Consider the following 19,028-nt stretch of genomic DNA (forward strand, 5'->3'; position numbering starts at 1 on the left):
TCGCGGCGCTCGCCGCGTCGTTCCGCGAAGCCGTAGCGACCGTCGAACACGATCTCGCGTCCGACCTCGCGCAGCTCGCGCTCGACATCGCGCAGCAGGTCGTGCGCCAGCACGTGAAGCACGACCCGGCCGCGCTGGTCGCCGCCGTGCGCGACGTGCTCGCGGCCGAACCCGCGCTGTCCGGCGCGCCGCATCTCGCGGTCAATCCGGCCGATCTGCCCGTCGTCGAAGCGTATCTGCAGGACGATCTCGACACGCTCGGCTGGAACGTGCGCACCGACGCGTCGATCGAGCGCGGCGGCTGCCGCGCGCACGCCGCGACCGGCGAGGTCGACGCGACGCTGCCCACGCGCTGGCAGCGCGTCGCCGCCGCGATCGGCAAGGTGAGCACGTGGTGACGCGCTCACCCGACGCGCTCGCGCACGACGGCATGACGCCGCTCGAACGCGAGCTCGCGCTCGCGTCGTTCGGGCCGGCGGCCGCGCACGATGCCGCGCCGGACCCCGCGGCCGCCGGCGTCGCCGCCGCCCCGCGCGCGCCGCACAATCCGCATCTCGCGCACTGGCGCACGCATCTGAACGGGCTTGCCGCGCGCAGCCGCCACGCGCTGCCGCTGCGGCCGTGCGGGCGCCTCACGCGTGCGGCCGGCCTCGTGCTCGAGGCGATCGGGCTACGCCTGTCGGTCGGCGCCGAATGCACGATCGAACTGCCGCCCGGCAGCACGCTGCCGCACGCGGAAGCCGAAGTCGTCGGCTTCGCCGGCGATCGCCTGTTCCTGATGCCGACCACCGACGTCGCCGGCGTGCTGCCCGGCGCACGCGTGTGGCCGCGCGAAAGCGCGCCCGTCGCCGACCCGCTCGCGGGCGCGAAGCGGCTGCCGGTCGGCTGGGAGATGCTCGGGCGCGTCGTCGACGCGTCGGGCCGCCCGCTCGACGGCCTCGGCCCGCTCGCGTCGAAAGTCGATGCGCCGCTGTCGGCGCCGTCGATCAACCCGCTCGATCGCGAACCGATCCACCACGTGCTGGACGTCGGCGTGCGCGCGATCAACGCGCTGCTCACCGTCGGCCGCGGTCAGCGGATGGGCCTGTTCGCGGGCTCCGGCGTCGGCAAGTCGGTGCTGCTCGGCACGATGGCGCGCTACACGAGCGCGGAAGTGATCGTGATCGGGCTGATCGGCGAACGCGGCCGCGAAGTGAAGGAATTCATCGAACAGATCCTCGGCGAGGACGGACTCGCGCGCTCGGTCGTCGTCGCGGCGCCGGCCGACGTGTCGCCGCTGTTGCGGATGCAGGGCGCCGCGTACGCGACGTCGCTCGCCGAGTATTTCCGCGACCAGGGCAAGCACGTGCTGCTGCTGATGGATTCGCTGACGCGCTACGCGATGGCGCAGCGCGAGATCGCGCTGGCGATCGGCGAGCCGCCCGCGACGAAGGGTTATCCGCCGTCGGTGTTCGCGAAGCTGCCGGCGCTCGTCGAGCGCACCGGCAACGGGCCCGAAGGCGGCGGCTCGATCACCGCGTTCTACACGGTGCTGACCGAAGGCGACGACCAGCAGGACCCGATCGCCGATTCGGCGCGCGCGATCCTCGACGGCCACATCGTGCTGTCGCGGGCGCTCGCCGAGGCCGGCCACTATCCCGCGATCGACATCGAGGCGTCGATCAGCCGCGCGATGACGGCGCTGATCGACGAAACGCACCTCGACCACGTGCGGCAGTTCAAGCAGATGCTGTCGCGCTACCAGCGCAATCGCGACCTGATCGCAGTGGGCGCCTACGCACCCGGCCGCGACGCGCAGCTCGACCGCGCGATCGCGCTCTACCCGCGCATTGAGGCGTTCCTGCAGCAGGGCTTTCGCGAATGCGCGCCGTTCGCATCGAGCCTCACTGCGCTCGATGCGCTGTTCGACGCTTACGGAGGCTGATCCCGATGGCCCACGGCTTTCCCCTTCAGCTGCTGCTCGACCGCGCGCAGGACGACCTCGACTCGGCCGCGAAGCAGCTCGGTACCGCGCAGCGCGACCGCACCGCGGCAGCCGAACAGCTCGACGCGCTGCTGCGCTACCGCGACGAATATCACGCGCGCTTCGCGCAATCCGCGCAAAGCGGGATGCCGGCGGGGAACTGGCGCAATTTCCAGGCGTTCATCGACACGCTCGATGCCGCGATCGCGCAGCAGCGCACCGTGCTCGCCGCGGCCGAAGTCCGCATCGACGAGGCGCGCCCGAACTGGCAGCAGAAGAAACGTACCGTCGGCTCGTATGAAATCCTGCAGGCGCGCGGCGTCGCGCAGGAAGCGAAGCGCGACGCCCGGCGCGAACAGCGCGACGCCGACGAACACGCCGCGAAGATCCTGCGCATGCGGGCCGACGCGGCCCGTTCGTCGTAACCGACCACCGCATTCGAACGAGAGAACCGTCATGCCTCCCCTGCCCCTGCTCGGCGCGCTGCTCGACACCGCCGGCGCCGCACTCAAGGCCGCCCGCGGCTCGGGTTCGTCCGCCGCCAACGATGCGTCGGCCGCCACGAGCGCCGTGCCGTTCGCACAAACGCTGAAGCAAAGCGTCGCCACGCGAGGCGACACGGCCGACGCCGGTACGCCCGACGTACCGACCCAACAGGCTGCGTCGAAGCCGGCCGCCGGTGCGAAGCCGTCCGGCACGGACGACGACACGGCGACCGACGACACCACCGCGAACACCGCCACCGCCAATCCCGACGCCGCCGCACTCGCGGCCGCCGCGGCCGTTCAGGCGCAATTGCAGGCGCGCCCGGACATCGCGACGCCGGCCGACGCGGCGACCGCTGCGGCCGTTGCTGCCGCGACCGCGACTCAAAAGACAGCTGTGTCCGGCCAGCCGGACGCCACGGCGACGCTCGCCAATCATGCAGCCCAGGAGGCGGCCGCCCAACCGACCGACCCGGCATCGAGCCGCGACGCGCTGCAAGCGGCGCTCGCCAAGCTGACGGGCGGTGCGAACGCGATTGCGATGCCCGCGACCAGCGCGACCGCCGCCGCCGCCACGCCGACGGCGCCGGCCACGACCACGACCACGTCGAACGCCGCCGCGCCGCTAACGCCGAAAGTGCCGACGTTCGACCGCACGCTCGCCGACGCGAAAGGCGCGCTCGCCACCCAGCAGACGCCGACACAGATCACCGCGCAGACGCTGCAGGCCGACGCGAACGCGCAGTCCGGCGCCCAGCACGCGCTCGCGGCGGCCGGCAACGCGACGGACCCGGCCGCCAGCGCGACGCTCGCCGCCGGCGCCGCGGCCACCGCCGCCGCGCAGGCGAACCTGCAACTGTCGCCAGCCGCCGGGGCGATCGCCGCCGCCAACGCGCACGTGCTCGCGCCGCACGTCGGCACGGCCGACTGGACGGACGCACTGAGCCAGAAAGTGGTGTTCCTGTCGAATGCGCACCAGCAGAGCGCCGAGCTGACGCTCAACCCGCCCGATCTCGGGCCGCTGCAGGTCGTGCTGCGCGTCGCGGACAACCATGCGCACGCGCTGTTCGTGTCGCAGCACGCGCAGGTGCGCGACGCGGTCGAAGCCGCGCTGCCGAAGCTGCGCGAAGCGATGGAAGCGGGCGGGCTCGGGCTCGGCAGCGCGACCGTCAGCGACGGCGGCCTCGCTTCGCAGCAACAGCAGCAAAACCCGCAGCATGCCTTCGCCGGCGGCCAGTCGTCGCGACGCGGGAACGGCGGACCGTCAGCCGTCGATGCACCCGTCGACGCCGCGCAATCCGCACCGGTCGCCGCGCGCGTGAGCCGCGCCGGCCTCGTCGATACGTTTGCCTGAGCATGGCCGCTGCCGTGCGCGCGCCGCGTCTAGCGGCCGTGCACCGCCGCGGCCGCCTCGCCGCGCGGCACACCGCCCCTGCGCGCGGCGACGATGAAGTCCGCCGCGCGTTCGCCGATCATCACCGACGGCGCATTCGTGTTCCCGCCGACCAGCGTCGGCATCACCGACGCATCCACCACCCGCAGCCCGTCGACGCCGCGCACGCGCAGTTGCGGATCGACGACCGCCCGCACATCCGAGCCCATCCGGCAGGTGCCGACCGGGTGATAGATCGTGTCCGCATGCGCGACGATCGTCGCGCGCAGCTCCGCTTCGCTCTGGTCCGGCCGCGTGTACAGCTCGCGCCCGCCGTGCGACGCGAGCGGCGCCTGCGACAGGATGCGGCGCATCGCCTGCGTGCCGCGCACCAGCAGGTCGAGGTCGCGTGAATCGCTGAAGAAGCGCGGGTCGATCAGCGGCGCGTCGCGCGCATCGCCGCTCGCGAGCGCGACCGTGCCGCGGCTGAACGGCCGCAGCGCGCACACGTGCAGCGAATAGCCGAAGCCCCAGTGCATCTTGCGGTTGTGATCGTCGACGAGCGCCGTGCAGAAATGCAGTTGCAGGTCGGGACGCGCGAGCGACGGATCGCTCTTGATGAAGCCGCCGGCCTCCGCGACGTTGCTCGTCATCATCCCCGTGCGGCGCGAGAAATAGCGCACGAGCGCCGGCGTCATCTTCGCGATGCCGCGCAGGCACACGCCGACCAGTTCCGACGAATTCACGCGCGTATTGATGATGAAGTCGATGTGGTCGATCAGGTTCGCGCCGACGTCCGGCGCATCGTGCACGACCGCGATCCCGTGCCGGCGCAATTGCTCGGCCGGGCCGATCCCCGAACACATCAGCAATTGCGGCGAATTGAACGCGCCGGCCGACAGCACCACTTCCGCGCGCGCGCCGAGCGTCTCGACGCGCCCGTTGCGCGACACGACGACGCCGACCGCGCGTTTGCCGTCGAAGCCGACGCGCAGCACCGTCGCATCGGGGACCACGTGCAGGTTCGACCGGTTGCGGCCGTAGATGTACGCGCGCGCTACGCTGCAGCGCGCGCCGTCGCGATGCGTGACCTGATAGAAGCCGACGCCTTCCTGCGTCGCGCCGTTGAAGTCGTCGTTCAGCGGATAGCCGGCCGCGTGCGCGGCCTGGATGAATCGTTCGGAGAACGGATTGCGAAAGCGAAGATCCGACACCGACAGCGGGCCGTCCGCGCCGTGCCATGCGTCCGCGCCGCGTTCGTTGCCTTCCGCGCGGCGGAAATACGGCAGCACGTCCTGCCAGCCCCAGCCCGTCGCGCCGAGCTGCGCCCACTCGTCGTAGTCGCCCGGATGGCCGCGCGTGTAGATCATTGCGTTGATCGCGCTCGAGCCGCCCATCCCCCGTCCGCGCGGCTGGTAACCGCGCCGCCCGCCAAGGCCGGGCTGCGGCACAGTCTCGTAGCCGTAGTTGGTGCCGAGCTTGAACGGCACCAGCGCCGCGATGCCGACCGGCATGTTGACGAGCAGGTTGCGCTCCGTATGCGAGCCGGCCTCGATCAGCGCGATCGTCGCATCGGGGCAGGCATCGGCGAGACGGCCGGCGAGGCTCGAGCCGCCCGAGCCGCCGCCGACGATGATGTAGTCGTATTGCATGTCACGTCTCCGTCGTGTCATGGAAGGCGCCCGGCACCGCCGCGCGACCGCGTCTCCTCTTGTGTTCGGGCATTGTAGGAATGGCCGTCCCGTGCGCGGCGCGCCGATTCAAGAGCGATTCCTCTAAACGCCCGCGTGAACTAAATTTAAGATGTATCGAGTCGCGTCGCGCGATGCACCGACCACGAGAAGCCGATTCGTCGCGAAACGGGAGGAACGACGATGCAGCGCCAGCGCCTGCACGCCGCGTGCCGGCCGGATGATCCGGCGGTCGCGCGCGCGGTTCGCATTTCATTTCAAACGACGGCCCGCGCGACGATGCACGGCGTCATGCGCGCAGTCGGTCGAAATCGAACGGCACGTGTCGTCGCCGACCGTTTGGACGGTGTGTCGCCGCCGCCGCACGATGCGCGGCGCCGCGCCGTCGCGGATCTGTCGCGCTGCGCTGCCGCGGTGCACCGGCAGACGATCGCAAGACGGCATCGCGTGCGCGCGCGTCACCGTATCGGCTCGTATGCGCATGCCGGGCGGCACGACGTTCCGACGCGGACACCGTCGCGCGGATACGACGCTTGCCACGTGCTGAAACCGGTTTTCGCGTACCCGTCGCATCCGGCCCCGCGCCGTGCGACACGCATCACCCGATCCGCGTCGCCGTGCTCGCCGAGCGTGCGCGCGCGGCGTGACGGCCGGCCGATCGGCCAGGCCCAACTGGAGGAGACGACATGAAGAACGACCTGCCCGAACTGGCCCCGCAAGCACTGCCGTCGGTCGATGCGCTGACGTCGCTGCTGCACGACCAGCGCGCGGCGTACCTGCGCGCACCGTACCCCGCATGGGACACGCGCGCGCAGCACCTGCGCGCGCTGCGCACGATGCTGATCGATCACGCGGATGCGCTCGCCGACGCGATCAGCGCCGACTTCGGCCATCGCGCGAAGCAGGAAGTGCTGCTGTCGGAAATCTGGATGGCGAAGGAAGAGATCGACGACGCGCTGAAGCACGGCAAGCGCTGGATGAAGCCGGTCCGCAAGCCGATGAACAAGTGGCTGCGCCCGGCGCGCGCGAAGGTGATGCCGCAACCGCTCGGCGTGGTCGGCATCGTCGTGCCGTGGAACTACCCGGTGCTGCTCGCCGCGGGCCCGCTGATCTGCGCGCTCGCCGCCGGCAACCGCGCGATCATCAAGATGTCCGAACTGACGCCGCGCACGTCGGCGCTGTTCGAGCAGCTCATCGGCAAGACCTTCACGCGCGACCACGTCGCGGTCGTGAACGGCGACGCGGAAGTCGGCGCCGCGTTCAGCGCGCTGCCGTTCGACCATCTGCTGTTCACCGGCTCGACGCAAGTCGGCCGCCACGTGATGCGCGCGGCCGCCGACAACCTGACGCCCGTCACGCTGGAGCTTGGCGGCAAATCGCCGGCGATCGTCGGCCCGAATGCGCGCTTCGACGCGGCCGTCGACGCGATCGTCGCCGGCAAGACGCTGAACGCCGGCCAGACCTGCATCGCGCCCGACTACGTGCTGCTGCCGCGCGGCATGGAAGGCGCGTTCATCGAACGCGCGCGGACCCGCTTCGCGAAGCTGTATCCGGACCTGTCGACCAACGGCGACTACACGACGATCGTGTCGCCGCGTCACTACGCGCGCCTGCAGCAACTGGCGAGCGAGGCGCAGGCCGCCGGCGCGCAGCTGCATCCGCTGTCCGACGCGCAGTCCGATCCCGCGTCGCGCCGCTTCGTGCCGTGCGCGGTCACACAGGTGCCGGCCGCGTCGCAACTGATGCAGGAGGAAATCTTCGGGCCGCTGCTGCCGCTCGTGCCGTACGAGCGGCTCGACGAAGCAATCGCGTACGTCAACGCGCGCCCGCGTCCGCTCGCGCTGTACCTGTTCGACGAGGATGGCGGCACGATCGACCGCGTGATGCGCGAAACGGTCTCGGGCGGCGTCACGGTCAACGAAACGCTGATGCACATCGCGTGCGGCAGCTTGCCGTTCGGTGGCGTCGGCGCGAGCGGCATGGGCGCGTATCACGGCTACGACGGCTTCGTGACGTTCTCGAAGATGAAGCCGGTGCTCACGCAGGCGCGGCTGAACGCGCGCAACCTGCTCGCGCCGCCGTACGGCAAGCGCTTCGCCGCGCTGATCAAGCTGATGCTGAAGTTCTGAGCGGAACGGGCCGTGCGCGTCGCGCCGCGGCCCAGGCCAACCTGCCGCGCGGCATGGATGCCGCGCATGCAGCCGTCACACGTCACACGGGCCAGAGCGGCCCTTCCTGCATCGCGCCGATCTGCTCGCGCAATTCGAGCACGCGCGCTTCCCAGTAACGATGCGTGTTGAACCACGGGAAGGCGGCCGGAAACGCCGGATCGTCCCAGCGCCGCGCGAGCCACGCCGCGTAGTGGATCAGCCGCAGCGTGCGCAGCGCTTCGACCAGATGCAGCTCGCGCGGCTCGAATTCGCAGAAATCCTCGTAGCCGGCGAGCAGGTCGGCCAGCGCGCGCGACGCGCCTTCGCGATCGCCCGGCAGCAGCAGCCACAGATCCTGCACGGCCGGCGCCATCCGGCTGTCGTCGAAGTCGACGAAATGCGGGCCGGCATCGGTCCACAGCACGTTGCTCGGATGACAGTCGCCGTGCGTGCGCAGCAGGCGAATCTCTCCGGCGCGCGCGAACGCGGCCTCGACGCCTTCGAGCGCCAGCGCGACCGCGGTCTCGTACGCCGGTCTTACGTCATCCGGAATGAAATCGTGCGCGAGCAGGTAGTCGCGCGGCTCGTAGCCGAACGTGCCGATGTCGAGCACCGGGCGCGCGACATACGGCTCGGTCGCGCCGACCGCATGGATGCGGCCGATGAAGCGGCCGAGCCATTCGAGCGTGTCGCTGCGGTCGAGATCGGGTGCGCGGCCGCCGCGCCGCTCGAAGATCGAGAAACGGAAGCCGTCGAACGCGTGCAGCGTGCGGCCGTCGAAGGCTCGCGCGGGCACCGCCGGAATCTCGCGCGCGGCGAGTTCGGCGACGAACGCATGCTCTTCGAGGATCGCGTCGTCGGACCAGCGCGCCGGACGATAGAACTTCGCGACGACCGGCGGGCCGTCTTCGATGCCGACCTGGTAGACGCGGTTTTCGTAGCTGTTGAGGGCGAGCAGGCGCCCGTCGGTGCGCAGGCCGGCCGGCATCAGCACGCTGTCGAGCGCGTCGAGCACGCATTCGGGCGTGAGGCCGGCGAACGGCGGGCTGGCGGGAGAAGCGGGAGCGGAAGTGGCGTCTGTCATGCCCCGCATTGTGCCGCCAGCCGGACCGAAAGACGAGCGTCCGGTGCGATGTGCCAGGGCCTGTTCACGCAAATGACGAGCTTGCGCTGGCCCCACGAACGAATTTTCCAAACAGGGGAACGCGCCTTTGCGCCCGCATGGCGGCGTCGTTCGTCGCTGCAATAGCTACGACTATTGCGCCTCCTCTCTTCTTGCCTGCGCCCGAAGGAAGTCTCCTTGGGGGACGGGCGGAAAGGCGCGTTCGCAAGCCCGCTATTCGCGTGAACAGCCCTAGTGAAGCGCCGCGCCGGCCGGCAGAACGGATTCGCCGGTGTCGATCAGGTCCTCGAGAAAGAACGGCTCGGTGTTGAGTTCTTTCGACTCACCCGGCACGCCCGCGTACCAGGTCACCATGGCCATGTCGCCCAGGATGCGCTGGACGATGCCGCGCGCGCCCTTCGGCACCGCGATATGGGTAGTGCAGACAATCGACCCGATATGCATGATGGTTCCCCACTCTTGAATCTTGAAACCCGGCCCGCTGGCGAGCCGGCAAATGCGCGATCCGCGCCGCTCTCGGCGGAGCGTTGCGCGTGATCCCATTGTTCACGGTTTATCGAAGCGCGAAAAGAAGAAGAAGCAGGCGAAGTGCCGCGAATTCGTCGAATGTCTCCAATCAACCACTGCGCCGGACACGCACTTGCCCGCCCGGTTACCCCCATCATACCCTGTCGAATGTGACTGCCCACCGAAACCGCCCGGCGCCGCCGCGCGCATGTGATCGACGCAATAGACGTACCGCTTCGCATCGCCCGTGCGGGATCATCGGGGCACGCCCGTCGACCACGCCGACATCGCATCGCGCGCGTCGCATGGCGATCGCTTTCTTCCGTTCGTCGAATGCTTGCGTGCGCAGCGGCCGGCGCCCCGGCGTCGGCCTGCATCGACACGACACCATCGCCCGCGATGCGCAGCCGCCGACAGCAGTTGCGCTCGACCGCTGCCTTGCTGTACCTTTGGCTTTCATTCGCGTTCAACCGCATTCCGACACGATGCATCCGCTCACGTCCGCCCTCGCAAAATCCCGGCCGCAGTTCGACTCGCGGCCGCAGGCGTGCGTGCATCCGTCGGTCCTTCCTCCCCCTGTCGCACCGCCGCTCGTCTGCGCCGCGCCGCCCCCTTCGGCGGCACGCGCCGGCTGACTCGCCGGCATCCGTTTTCGTCTTCCATTCGCTCCGTTGGCTGCGGGTACGTGCGTCATGACGCGCGGCGTGTAGCCGTGCGCGCGAATGGAACGTTTCGATCCGTTCGACAGGTGGATTCACATGGTTTCGTTCAAACGCGCGCTCGCCGCGCATGGCGCGACGTCGCTCTTCGTGCTGCTGTGGAGCAGCGGCGCAATCTTCGCCGAACTCGGTCTGCGTCACGCGTCCGCGTTCGCCTTTCTCACTGCCCGTTTCGCGCTCGCATCGCTCGTGCTGCTCGCGCTGGCCTTCATGCGCAAACGCTGGCTGCCGCCGCGCGGCGAGCGGCGCATGGCCGCGCTGACCGGCTTGCTGATGATGGGCGGCTATTCGATCTTCTACCTGCTCGCGCTCGAGCGCGGCATCGCGCCCGGCGTGCTGGCGACGATCCTCGGCGTGCAGCCGATCCTCACGCTCGCGATCGTCGAGCGTCGCTGGCAGCCCGTGCGCATCGCGGGACTCGCGCTGTCGCTCGCCGGCCTCGCGCTCGTCGTGGGCCGCGGCGTGAGCGGCGGGACGGGTGGCCTGTCGGCTGCCGGCATCGCGTGCGCGCTCACGGCGCTCGTCGCGCTGACCGTCGGGTCGCTGCTGCAAAAGCGCGTACGCGCGGCGCCCGCCGACGTGCTGCCGCTGCAGAATGCGATCGGCCTCGCGCTGTGCGTCGCGATCGTGCCGTTCCGGCCGGTATCGTTCGATATGAGCTGGGCGTTCGTCGTGCCGCTGCTGTGGCTCGGCATCGTGATTTCGGTGATCGCGCAGTTGCTGTTCTACCGGTTGATGCAGCGCGGCGATCTCGTCAACGTGACGAGCCTGTTCTATCTCGTGCCCGTCGTCACCACGCTGATGGATGCCGCGTGGCTCGGCAACCGGCCCGAGCCGCTCGCGCTCGCCGGCATGGGCGCGATCATCGCGGGGCTCGCGCTCGTGTTCCGCGCGCCGGCCGGCCGCCCGCAACCCGACGGCGCGTAAGCGGGCGGGCCGCCGCGCGCGGGTGCGGCGGCCCGCATCGGACACATACGACGATTCCGCGAAAACCGAAAGGAACGGGAAAGATACGCGCAAGGCGTTCGTCTTGTTTGCATGAAAAACGCGCGATTCCCGGGGCTTTCCGCTGATTTTTAATGGTTCGGATAGCGAAAAACGCCGCCGGTTGCCTATACTCGAATTGACCGGCCTGCGCACGACGGGCCGGACCAACTAGAAACGCCCGGCATGGGACCGGGGTGAGCGAACGTGCGCCGGACTTCGGCCGACATCCGGCAAGGATGAAGCCCGGGCAAGCGCTGACGCGCCCACTTCGGCCGACACTGGAGACACGCATGACGACCTATTTCACGATCGGCGACTTCATCCTGTTGATTCCGATGGCGCTGGCCGGAGCGCTATTTCTCGGCGCGGTGCCGTGCGCCACTCAGTTCCGTCACAACCTGCTGCGCGTACTCGGCGTCATTCTGGGCGTCGGCGTCGCGGTGCTGCTCGTTGAAGGCCTGCCTGCGCTGATCTAGCGCCATCATCCGCGCGTGACGTGCCTCGTTGCACCGCAGCGAGGCGACGGACGGCCTGCGCGTGGGCGATACGGCACGCGATGTTTCGCATCCCGTATCGCCTTCCGGTCAGATCGCCTGATCGGTGGACGGCTTTTCCCACAGATTGATGCCGCCTTCCGTCGCGTAACGATCGATCTCCGCGAGTTCCTCAGCGGAGAATTCGAGGTTGCTCAACGCACCGACGTTCTCGCGCACCTGCTCCGCCCGGCTCGCGCCGATCAGCGCGGACGTCACGCGGCCGTTGCGCAGCACCCACGCCAGCGCCATTTGCGCAAGGCTCTGCCCGCGCCGTTCGGCGATCGCGTTGAGCTTGCGCACATGCTCGAGGTTGGCCGCGCTCAGGTGATCCTGCTTCAGCGAGCCGCCGCCCGGCTTGTTCACGCGTGCGTCGGCCGGCACGCCGTTCAGGTACTTCGACGTGAGCAGGCCCTGCGCGAGCGGCGTGAACGCGATGCTGCCCGCGCCGACGTCGTCGAGCGTGTCGAGCAGATCCTCTTCGATCCAGCGATTCAGCATGTTGTACGACGGCTGGTGAATCAGCAGCGGCACCTTGTATTGCGCGAGCAGCGCGGCCATCTCGCGCGTCTTCGCGGCCGAGTACGACGAAATGCCGATGTAGAGCGCCTTGCCCTGCTGCACCGCCGACGCGAGCGCGCCCGCCGTTTCCTCGAGCGGCGTATGTGCGTCGAAACGGTGCGAGTAGAAGATGTCGACATAGTCGAGCCCCATCCGCTGCAAGCTCTGGTCGAGGCTCGCGAGCACGTATTTGCGCGATCCGCCGCCGCTGCCGTACGGCCCCGGCCACATGTCCCAGCCGGCCTTCGTCGAGATCAGCAGCTCGTCGCGATACGGCCGGAAATCCTCCTTCAGCAGTCGGCCAAAGTTGGTTTCGGCGCTGCCGTACGGCGGCCCGTAGTTGTTCGCGAGGTCGAAGTGGTTGATGCCGAGGTCGAACGCGGTGCGCAGGATCTCGCGCTGCGTCGAGATCGGCGTCGAATCGCCGAAGTTGTGCCACAGGCCGAGCGACAGGGCGGGCAGTTGGAGCCCGGATCGGCCGCAGGTGCGGTATTGCATGCCGGCATAACGTTCGGAAGCTGCTTCGTAGGCCATGAGTCTGTTCCGTCAGGACATCGGGGGAAGGGACGCGCGCCCGCCGCGCCCATGGCGCGACGGCGGCGAAGAAGTCATACGACGACTATGGTAGCGAAAGCGGCCGGATCATGCACGGCGGCACGGCGATGGACGCGACCGCGGCGCTCGCCTACACTGCGGCGTCTCGAATCACCGTTTCAGCGAGGTTGGTATGTCCCGGGTCATCTCGGTTGCACTGCTCGTCGGCGGCGTCGTGCTGCTGTATTTCGGCGGCCAGTCGTTCCATTCGATCAACGACAACGTGTCGCGCTTCTTCACCGGCTCGCCGGCGACGAAGACGATCCTGCTGATCGTCGGCGGCGCCGTCGCGTCGTTCGTCGGCCTGATCGGCCTCGCGATGCCGGGCGGCAAGCGCTGATCGAGACGCATCGCGACGCACATCCAGCCCGCGCCACGCGCGCGGGTCGCACCAAACGAAACGGGCGGCCAGGCCGCCCGTTGCTTCATTCGCCCGCGATGCGCCGCATTACGTGATCGCGGCCGCTTCGCCGGCTGCCCGGCGCCTAGAACTGCACTTCCGGCTTCGACGCCGAGCGCGTGCCGGGCAACGGCCGGTTGCTCGCGCCGTGATACGTGTACACGAGCGAGAACTTCACCTGGTCGGAACGGTTCTGCCCGGCCGAATGCAGCGTGTTGCTGTGGAAGAACACGACGTCGCCCGTCTGCAGCGACGGGCACGTGGCCGCGTCGATCATCCTGCGGTTTTCCGGCAGATCGCTGCGGAAGAACTTCGCGTCGTCGAACGCTTCCGGCCCGAATTCGGCCGTATGCGAACCCGGCACGAGCCACAACGCGCCGTTCTCGTTGGTTTCGGGCCCGAGCGCGAGCCACACCGACACCATGTCCGGACGCTCGAACGCCCAGTAGCGGAAATCGCGATGCCAGCCGGTCAGGCTGCCGTACGCCGGGTGCTTCGTCATCATGCAGTTGTGATGCGCGCGCGACAGCACCGGCTCTTCACCGAAATACTCACGCATCCATGCGCCGATTTCAGGCGCGATCGCGCGCTCGGCGAACGCCGGATCGCGCGAGTACGCATCGAGCAGCCGTCGCACCGTATGCCCGCCCGGCGCATGCTTCGACTCGGGCGCGCCCGGATAGCGCAGGTCGGCCTCGAACTCGATCGGCTCGGCGGCCTCCCGCAACTGGCGCTCCGCGATCTGCCTGAGCGCCGCGCACTGCGCTTCGCCGACGAGGCCGCGCGCGACGACGAAGCCGCGCTCGCGCAATTCCGCGACTTGCGCGCGGATCGATTCCGACTGCAATGGAGACGACATGGGATGCCAGACGTTTATTGTGTGAATGTGACGATTGTAAATCGGCGCCGGATACCGCGAACAGCGCCATTGTCGTGCGCAGGGGCATGCCAATCGCGGATTTGATCCAGCGCAAGGGAACTGTGCGGCGCGGCGCCTGCCTCAGCGACAGGCGGTAGGCGGCACACGCCTTGCGGCACAAGGGTTTATCGCGACTTTTGCCCGTCACGAATCCCCTGTAGCCTGACGCGGCCTGTCAATTCTGGCGGGCGCGGCGCGCAACGGGTTTCGATAAGATCCGTTGCGTCATCCGAGGCCGTTCATACCAGTGCGCTCTGCAGGGCGCCACCATACAAGCGAAGCATCGTTCACATGCCATTCCGTCTGACTTCCCGTTTCAACCGCGCTGCGAAGCGCGTCGTGCCGTCCGCTCCCGCCCGCTCGCTGCGCCATCACCGCGCACGGACGCAGGCGCTGGCCGAACGTACGCACGCGCACAGCCGGCTGGACGGCATCCGTGCGTGGTTCCACGCGTTTTTCTCGATGATGAGCGCGCAGGCATTCGCTCGCCGCGCCGGCCTGCGCTCGCTGCTGCAAAAACCGTCGTCGCTGCGCGCGCTCGCGCTGCGCCGCAAGCTCGGCCCGCAGCGCCGCATCAACCGCCCGCGCCGCCTCGCGGCCAGCAACGGCTGGTTCGGGTTCGGCGCGCGTTGAGCGTGTGCCCGGCGGGCGTTGTCCGCCCGATCGCCACCGTTGCCTCGGCGCTCGACCCATAAAAAAACCCCGGCCAGGCCGGGGTTTTTCATTTCAGGCGGACGACGCTTACGCGACGCGTGCCGTCGGCTCCACGCCGGCCGCTTCGGCCAGCACGAGCGCCTTGTCGGTCGCTTCCCACGAGAATTCCGGCTCTTCGCGGCCGAAGTGGCCGTAAGCCGCCGTCTTCTCGTAGATCGGGCGCAGCAGGTCGAGCATCTTGATGATGCCCTTCGGACGCAGGTCGAAATGCTCGCGCACGAGCTTCGTGATCACCGCATCCGACACGCGGCCCGTGCCGAACGTGTTGACCATCACCGAGGTCGGCTCGGCCACGCCGATCGCGTACGACACCTGGATCAGCGCGCGCGACGCGAGGCCGGCCGCGACGATGTTCTTCGCGACGTAACGGCCGGCATACGCAGCCGAGCGGTCGACCTTCGACGGATCCTTGCCCGAGAACGCGCCACCGCCGTGCGGTGCGGCACCGCCGTACGTGTCGACGATGATCTTGCGGCCGGTCAGGCCGCAATCGCCCTGCGGGCCGCCGATCACGAACCGGCCGGTCGGGTTCACGAGGAACTTGATGTCGCCCTTGATCAGGTCGGCCGGCAGCGTCGGCTTGATGATTTCCTCGATCACCGCTTCGCGCAGCGCGGGCAGCTCGATGTCCGGAGCATGCTGCGTCGACAGCACGACGGTGTCGATCGAATCGGGCTTGCCGTCGACGTAGCGGACGGTGACCTGCGACTTCGCGTCCGGACGCAGCCATTGCAGGCGACCGTCGCGGCGCAGGCTGGCCTGGCGCTCGACGAGGCGGTGCGACAGGTAGATCGGCAGCGGCATCAGTTCCGGCGTTTCGTCGCACGCATAGCCGAACATCAGGCCCTGGTCGCCCGCGCCTTGATCGAGGTTGTCGTCGTGTGCACGATCGACGCCCTGCGCGATGTCCGGCGACTGCTTGTCGTACGCGACGAGCACCGCGCAACCCTTGTAGTCGATGCCGTAGTCGGTGTTGTCGTAGCCGATGCGCTTGATCGTATCGCGCGCGATCTGGATGTAATCGATGTTGGCGGTCGTGGTGATTTCACCGGCCAGCACGACGAGACCCGTGTTGCACAGCGTTTCGGCCGCAACGCGGGAGTATTTGTCCTGCTCGAGGATGGCGTCGAGAATCGCGTCCGAGATTTGGTCCGCGACCTTGTCCGGATGGCCTTCGGAGACGGATTCGGACGTGAAGAGATAATCGTTTGCCACTTTTTCAGGCTCCTGTGTGGTTACGGTTGGTTTCACGTAGCCAGCTTCGTTGGGCCTGAAGCGGCGACGCTTTAGCGGATTACCAGGACCGGGCGGCGTGTGTCGCGCCAGCCGGCTTCGCCCCGCAAGTTGTCAGTTAACTCGGCGAAGCCCGTATTATAGCGGCTTTCATGAATTGTCACAGAGCGCCGCCCGTGCTGCATCTTCCGCTGTCTTACCACCCTGTTCGCAACGTGCCGGCCAGCCGGCCCTACGGAGATTCCGCATGCTAGGCCGCCTCGGCACGCACCTCGCCATCGGCTTGCTGAAGCTGCTCGCCCTGCTGCCATACGGTCTGACCGCACGGTTCGGCGATGGCCTCGGCTGGCTGCTGTATCAGATCCCCAGCCGGCGAAAGCGCATCGTACATACGAATCTGAAACTCTGCTTCCCCGACTGGAGCGACGCGCGGCGCGAGGAAGTGGCCGGCCAGCATTTCCGTCATGCGATCCGCAGCTACGTCGAGCGCAGCGTCCAGTGGTTCGGCTCGGAGAAGAAGCTCGCGAAATTGATCCAGGTCGACAGCGCGGTCGATCTCGACGATCCCGACCTGCCGCCGACGCTGTTCCTCGGCCTGCACTTCGTCGGCATCGAGGCCGGCTCGATCTGGCTGAACCGTTCGCTGCACCGCCGCTGCGGATCGCTTTACCAGCCGTTCTCGAACGCGGTGCTCGAGGAAGAAGCAAAGAAGGCGCGCGGACGCTTCGACGCCGAGATGGTCGGCCGCGCGGACAGCGCGCGCGTCGTGCTGCGCTGGCTGCGCGACCGCAAGCCGGTGATGCTCGGCGCCGACATGGACTACGGGCTGCGCAACTCGACGTTCGTCCCGTTCTTCGGCGTGCCGGCGTGCACGCTGACGGCCGTCGGCCGGCTCGCGAAGACGGGCCGCGCGCAGGTCGTGCCGTTCATCGGCGAGGTGCTGCCGAACTACAAGGGCTACCGTCTGAAGGTATTCAAGCCGTGGGATCACTACCCGACCGGCGACGACGATCTCGACGCGCGGCGGATGAACGCATTCCTCGAAGAACAGATTCCGCTGATGCCCGAGCAGTACTACTGGGTGCACAAGCGCTTCAAGACGCGCCCGCCTGGCGAGCCGAGCCTGTACTGACCCTGCCGCGAGACGTTCGCGGGTGCGCCGTCATGCGCGGGCCCGCGCCCTCGCCACCTTCTGCGCGCCCGCCACGCCCCCGTCAATCCGACCGCTCATCATTCGCACGACCAGTCGGCCGATCGGCAGATAGCGCCCCCCTTCCATCTCCATGACAGACGCGCAGCCCACCCGCGCAGGACGCCCCTGTCGGCTGCATGTATCATTTACGGCTGAGATCCGCACGACGAACGACGACGCCCGGCATGACGGCACGCCGCGTCCGTCGTGCCGACCGCCTCGTTCGCCATGGAATTCCGGACCCAGTGAAACTCTCGTTCACCAAGATGCACGGCGCGGGCAACGACTTCGTCGTGCTCGACGGCTATTCGCGCGCGCTGCCGCCGCTCTCCGACGCGCAGGTGCGCGCACTCGCCAACCGCCACTTCGGCATCGGCGCCGACCAGTTGCTGCTGGTCGAGAAGCCGACCGTCGACGGCGCGGATTTCAAGTACCGGATCTTCAATTGCGACGGCGGCGAGGTCGAACACTGCGGCAACGGCGCGCGCTGTTTCGTGAAGTTCGTCAGCGACCGCGGCCTGACCGACAAGCGCAGCGTGCGCGTGCAGGTCATGAAGGGCCTGATCACGCTGACGCTGCAGGACAACGGCGAAGTCGTCGTCGACATGGGCGCGCCCGTGTTCGCGCCGGCGCAGGTGCCGTTCGACGCGTCGGGGCTCGACGGCCGCACGCAGGGCCACGACACGCTGTGGCCGCTCGACGTCGGCGGCGCCACGCGCTGGATCTCGACGGTATCGATGGGCAACCCGCACGCGGTGCAAATCGTCGACGATGTCGAAGCGTATCCGGTGCTGGAAGAAGGCCCGCTGATCGAGCGCCATGCGCGCTTCCCGCAGCGCGTGAACGCCGGCTTCATGCAGATCGTGTCGCGCCGCGAGGTGAAGCTCCGCGTATACGAACGCGGCGCGGGCGAGACGCTCGCGTGCGGCACCGGCGCGTGCGCGGCGGTCGCGGCCGGCATCCGGCGCGGCCTGCTCGATTCGCCCGTGACCGTGCACACCCACGGCGGTACGCTGACGATCGGCTGGGACGGCGCGCGCGACGAAGCCGCCGCGCTGATGATGGCCGGCCCCGCCACGACCGTGTTCGAAGGCGAGATCGACCTGAACGCCTGACCCTGCAACGTCCTTGATAACTGAACGCGCCAGCCACATGAACGATCGCGAAGTCGCCGACTACCTGCTCGCCAATCCCGAATTCTTCGCGCAGCACGCCGAGCTGCTCGCGACGATCCGTCTCGCGAACCCGCACGGCAAGGCCGCGATCTCGCTGCAGGAGCGGCAGATGGAGATGCTGCGCGACAAGAACAAGCATCTCGAGCGCCGGCTCGCCGAACTCGTGCGCTACGGCCACGAGAACGACAGCCTGTCCGCGAAGTTCAGCCGCTGGACCGCGCGCGTGATCGCGGAGCGCGATCCGTACGCGCTGCCGCGCACGATCGCCGACGGCATCGCCGACGTGTTCGACGTGCCGCAGACGGCGCTGCGCGTGTGGGACGTCGCCGACACCTACGCGCAAGCCGATTTCGCGCGCCAGGTCGGCGAGGAAGTGCGCCTGTTCGCGAATGGCCTGTCGACGCCGTACTGCGGCGCGAATACGGGCTTCGAGGCCGCGCAGTGGCTCGCACCCGCGCTCGCCGCCCCGGCCGCGAGCGCGGCGGAAGGCGCCGAAGCCGCGCCGGCCGGCGACGGTGCGGCCGCGTCGGTCGCGCTGCTCGCGCTGCGCGCGCCGCTCGCCGGCAACGACGCGCCCGCGTTCGGCCTGCTCGTGCTCGGCTCGCCCGATCCGCGCCGCTTCCACGACGGGATGGCCACCGATTTCCTCGCCCAGATCGCGACGCTCGCGAGCGCCGCGCTCACGCGCCTGCTGCCGCACTGATCCGCCG

At 68.9% G+C, this 19,028-nt stretch carries 19 protein-coding genes; 13 read left to right on the plus strand and 6 right to left on the minus strand.

Annotated elements, in window-relative coordinates; all coding sequences use genetic code 11:
• From A9Z05_RS11445 to A9Z05_RS11460, 4 genes are all read left to right on the plus strand, one after another.
• Positions 1-398, plus strand: a 398-nt coding sequence (locus tag A9Z05_RS11445; RefSeq protein ID WP_084044196.1) for a flagellar assembly protein FliH, incomplete at its 5' end; no start/stop codon positions are given.
• A gap of 32 nt (positions 399-430) precedes the next feature.
• Positions 431-1,924 (plus strand): flagellar protein export ATPase FliI, encoded by a 1,494-nt coding sequence (gene fliI / locus A9Z05_RS11450; protein WP_371090889.1) that lies wholly within the window; start codon positions 431-433, stop codon positions 1,922-1,924.
• 5 nt (positions 1,925-1,929) lie between these two features.
• Entirely contained in the window at positions 1,930-2,388 is a 459-nt protein-coding gene (gene fliJ / locus A9Z05_RS11455; protein WP_069618192.1) for a flagellar export protein FliJ, read from the plus strand.
• Between the two features lie 31 nt (positions 2,389-2,419).
• Positions 2,420-3,802 carry a flagellar hook-length control protein FliK gene (locus A9Z05_RS11460; RefSeq protein WP_069618193.1) on the plus strand — a complete coding sequence of 461 codons (1,383 nt, stop codon included), beginning with the start codon at positions 2,420-2,422 and terminating at the stop codon, positions 3,800-3,802.
• A gap of 29 nt (positions 3,803-3,831) precedes the next feature.
• On the opposite strand, the gene A9Z05_RS11465 is transcribed toward A9Z05_RS11460, so the two are convergent.
• A complete protein-coding gene (locus A9Z05_RS11465) occupies positions 3,832-5,472 on the minus strand; it encodes a GMC family oxidoreductase (RefSeq protein WP_069618194.1) in 1,641 nt (546 codons plus the stop codon).
• A gap of 725 nt (positions 5,473-6,197) precedes the next feature.
• Here A9Z05_RS11465 and A9Z05_RS11475 point away from each other — a divergent pair.
• Complete coding sequence (locus A9Z05_RS11475) at positions 6,198-7,640, plus strand: coniferyl aldehyde dehydrogenase (RefSeq protein ID WP_069618196.1); 1,443 nt, start codon at positions 6,198-6,200, stop codon at positions 7,638-7,640.
• Between the two features lie 82 nt (positions 7,641-7,722).
• Here the strand turns inward: A9Z05_RS11475 and A9Z05_RS11480 are convergent, their stop codons facing one another.
• On the minus strand, positions 7,723-8,745 hold the full coding sequence (locus A9Z05_RS11480) for a serine/threonine protein kinase (protein WP_084044199.1): 1,023 nt from the start codon (positions 8,743-8,745) through the stop codon (positions 7,723-7,725).
• 270 nt (positions 8,746-9,015) lie between these two features.
• Positions 9,016-9,228 carry a hypothetical protein gene (locus A9Z05_RS11485; protein ID WP_006477514.1) on the minus strand — a complete coding sequence of 71 codons (213 nt, stop codon included), beginning with the start codon at positions 9,226-9,228 and terminating at the stop codon, positions 9,016-9,018.
• 368 nt (positions 9,229-9,596) lie between these two features.
• Between A9Z05_RS11485 and A9Z05_RS37260 the strand changes: the two genes are divergently transcribed.
• The 3 genes from A9Z05_RS37260 (at position 9,597) to A9Z05_RS11495 (ending at position 11,473) form a co-directional block, all read left to right on the plus strand.
• Positions 9,597-9,926 carry a hypothetical protein gene (locus A9Z05_RS37260; protein WP_185728588.1) on the plus strand — a complete coding sequence of 110 codons (330 nt, stop codon included), beginning with the start codon at positions 9,597-9,599 and terminating at the stop codon, positions 9,924-9,926.
• 123 nt (positions 9,927-10,049) lie between these two features.
• A complete protein-coding gene (locus A9Z05_RS11490; RefSeq protein WP_069618262.1) occupies positions 10,050-10,937 on the plus strand; it encodes a DMT family transporter in 888 nt (295 codons plus the stop codon).
• 350 nt (positions 10,938-11,287) lie between these two features.
• Entirely contained in the window at positions 11,288-11,473 is a 186-nt protein-coding gene (locus A9Z05_RS11495; protein WP_006482800.1) for a hypothetical protein, read from the plus strand.
• Positions 11,474-11,581: 108 nt separating this feature from the next.
• Here A9Z05_RS11495 and mgrA read toward each other — a convergent pair whose 3' ends face one another.
• Positions 11,582-12,625, minus strand: coding sequence for an L-glyceraldehyde 3-phosphate reductase (mgrA, locus tag A9Z05_RS11500; RefSeq protein ID WP_069618198.1), 1,044 nt, complete (start codon positions 12,623-12,625; stop codon positions 11,582-11,584).
• A 193-nt stretch (positions 12,626-12,818) separates the two neighbouring features.
• Between mgrA and A9Z05_RS11505 the strand changes: the two genes are divergently transcribed.
• Positions 12,819-13,025 carry a DUF3185 family protein gene (locus A9Z05_RS11505; RefSeq protein ID WP_006477510.1) on the plus strand — a complete coding sequence of 69 codons (207 nt, stop codon included), beginning with the start codon at positions 12,819-12,821 and terminating at the stop codon, positions 13,023-13,025.
• 145 nt (positions 13,026-13,170) lie between these two features.
• Here the strand turns inward: A9Z05_RS11505 and A9Z05_RS11510 are convergent, their stop codons facing one another.
• A complete protein-coding gene (locus A9Z05_RS11510) occupies positions 13,171-13,944 on the minus strand; it encodes a phytanoyl-CoA dioxygenase family protein (RefSeq protein ID WP_069618199.1) in 774 nt (257 codons plus the stop codon).
• A 351-nt stretch (positions 13,945-14,295) separates the two neighbouring features.
• Between A9Z05_RS11510 and A9Z05_RS11515 the strand changes: the two genes are divergently transcribed.
• Positions 14,296-14,637, plus strand: coding sequence for a hypothetical protein (locus tag A9Z05_RS11515; protein ID WP_069618200.1), 342 nt, complete (start codon positions 14,296-14,298; stop codon positions 14,635-14,637).
• A gap of 108 nt (positions 14,638-14,745) precedes the next feature.
• Here the strand turns inward: A9Z05_RS11515 and metK are convergent, their stop codons facing one another.
• On the minus strand, positions 14,746-15,933 hold the full coding sequence (gene metK / locus A9Z05_RS11520) for a methionine adenosyltransferase (RefSeq protein WP_050017940.1): 1,188 nt from the start codon (positions 15,931-15,933) through the stop codon (positions 14,746-14,748).
• A 265-nt stretch (positions 15,934-16,198) separates the two neighbouring features.
• Between metK and lpxL the strand changes: the two genes are divergently transcribed.
• The 3 genes from lpxL (at position 16,199) to A9Z05_RS11535 (ending at position 19,021) form a co-directional block, all read left to right on the plus strand.
• Entirely contained in the window at positions 16,199-17,083 is an 885-nt protein-coding gene (gene lpxL, locus A9Z05_RS11525) for a lauroyl acyltransferase LpxL (protein WP_069618201.1), read from the plus strand.
• A gap of 305 nt (positions 17,084-17,388) precedes the next feature.
• Positions 17,389-18,258, plus strand: a complete 870-nt coding sequence (gene dapF / locus A9Z05_RS11530; protein WP_069618202.1) for a diaminopimelate epimerase — start codon at positions 17,389-17,391, stop codon at positions 18,256-18,258.
• A 37-nt stretch (positions 18,259-18,295) separates the two neighbouring features.
• Positions 18,296-19,021: a DUF484 family protein gene (locus A9Z05_RS11535; RefSeq protein ID WP_050017936.1), complete on the plus strand. Its 726-nt coding sequence runs from the start codon at positions 18,296-18,298 to the stop codon at positions 19,019-19,021.
• Positions 19,022-19,028 lie beyond the last annotated feature (7 nt).

The organism is Burkholderia sp. A2 (assembly GCF_001729305.1).
Classification (GTDB): domain Bacteria; phylum Pseudomonadota; class Gammaproteobacteria; order Burkholderiales; family Burkholderiaceae; genus Burkholderia; species Burkholderia sola.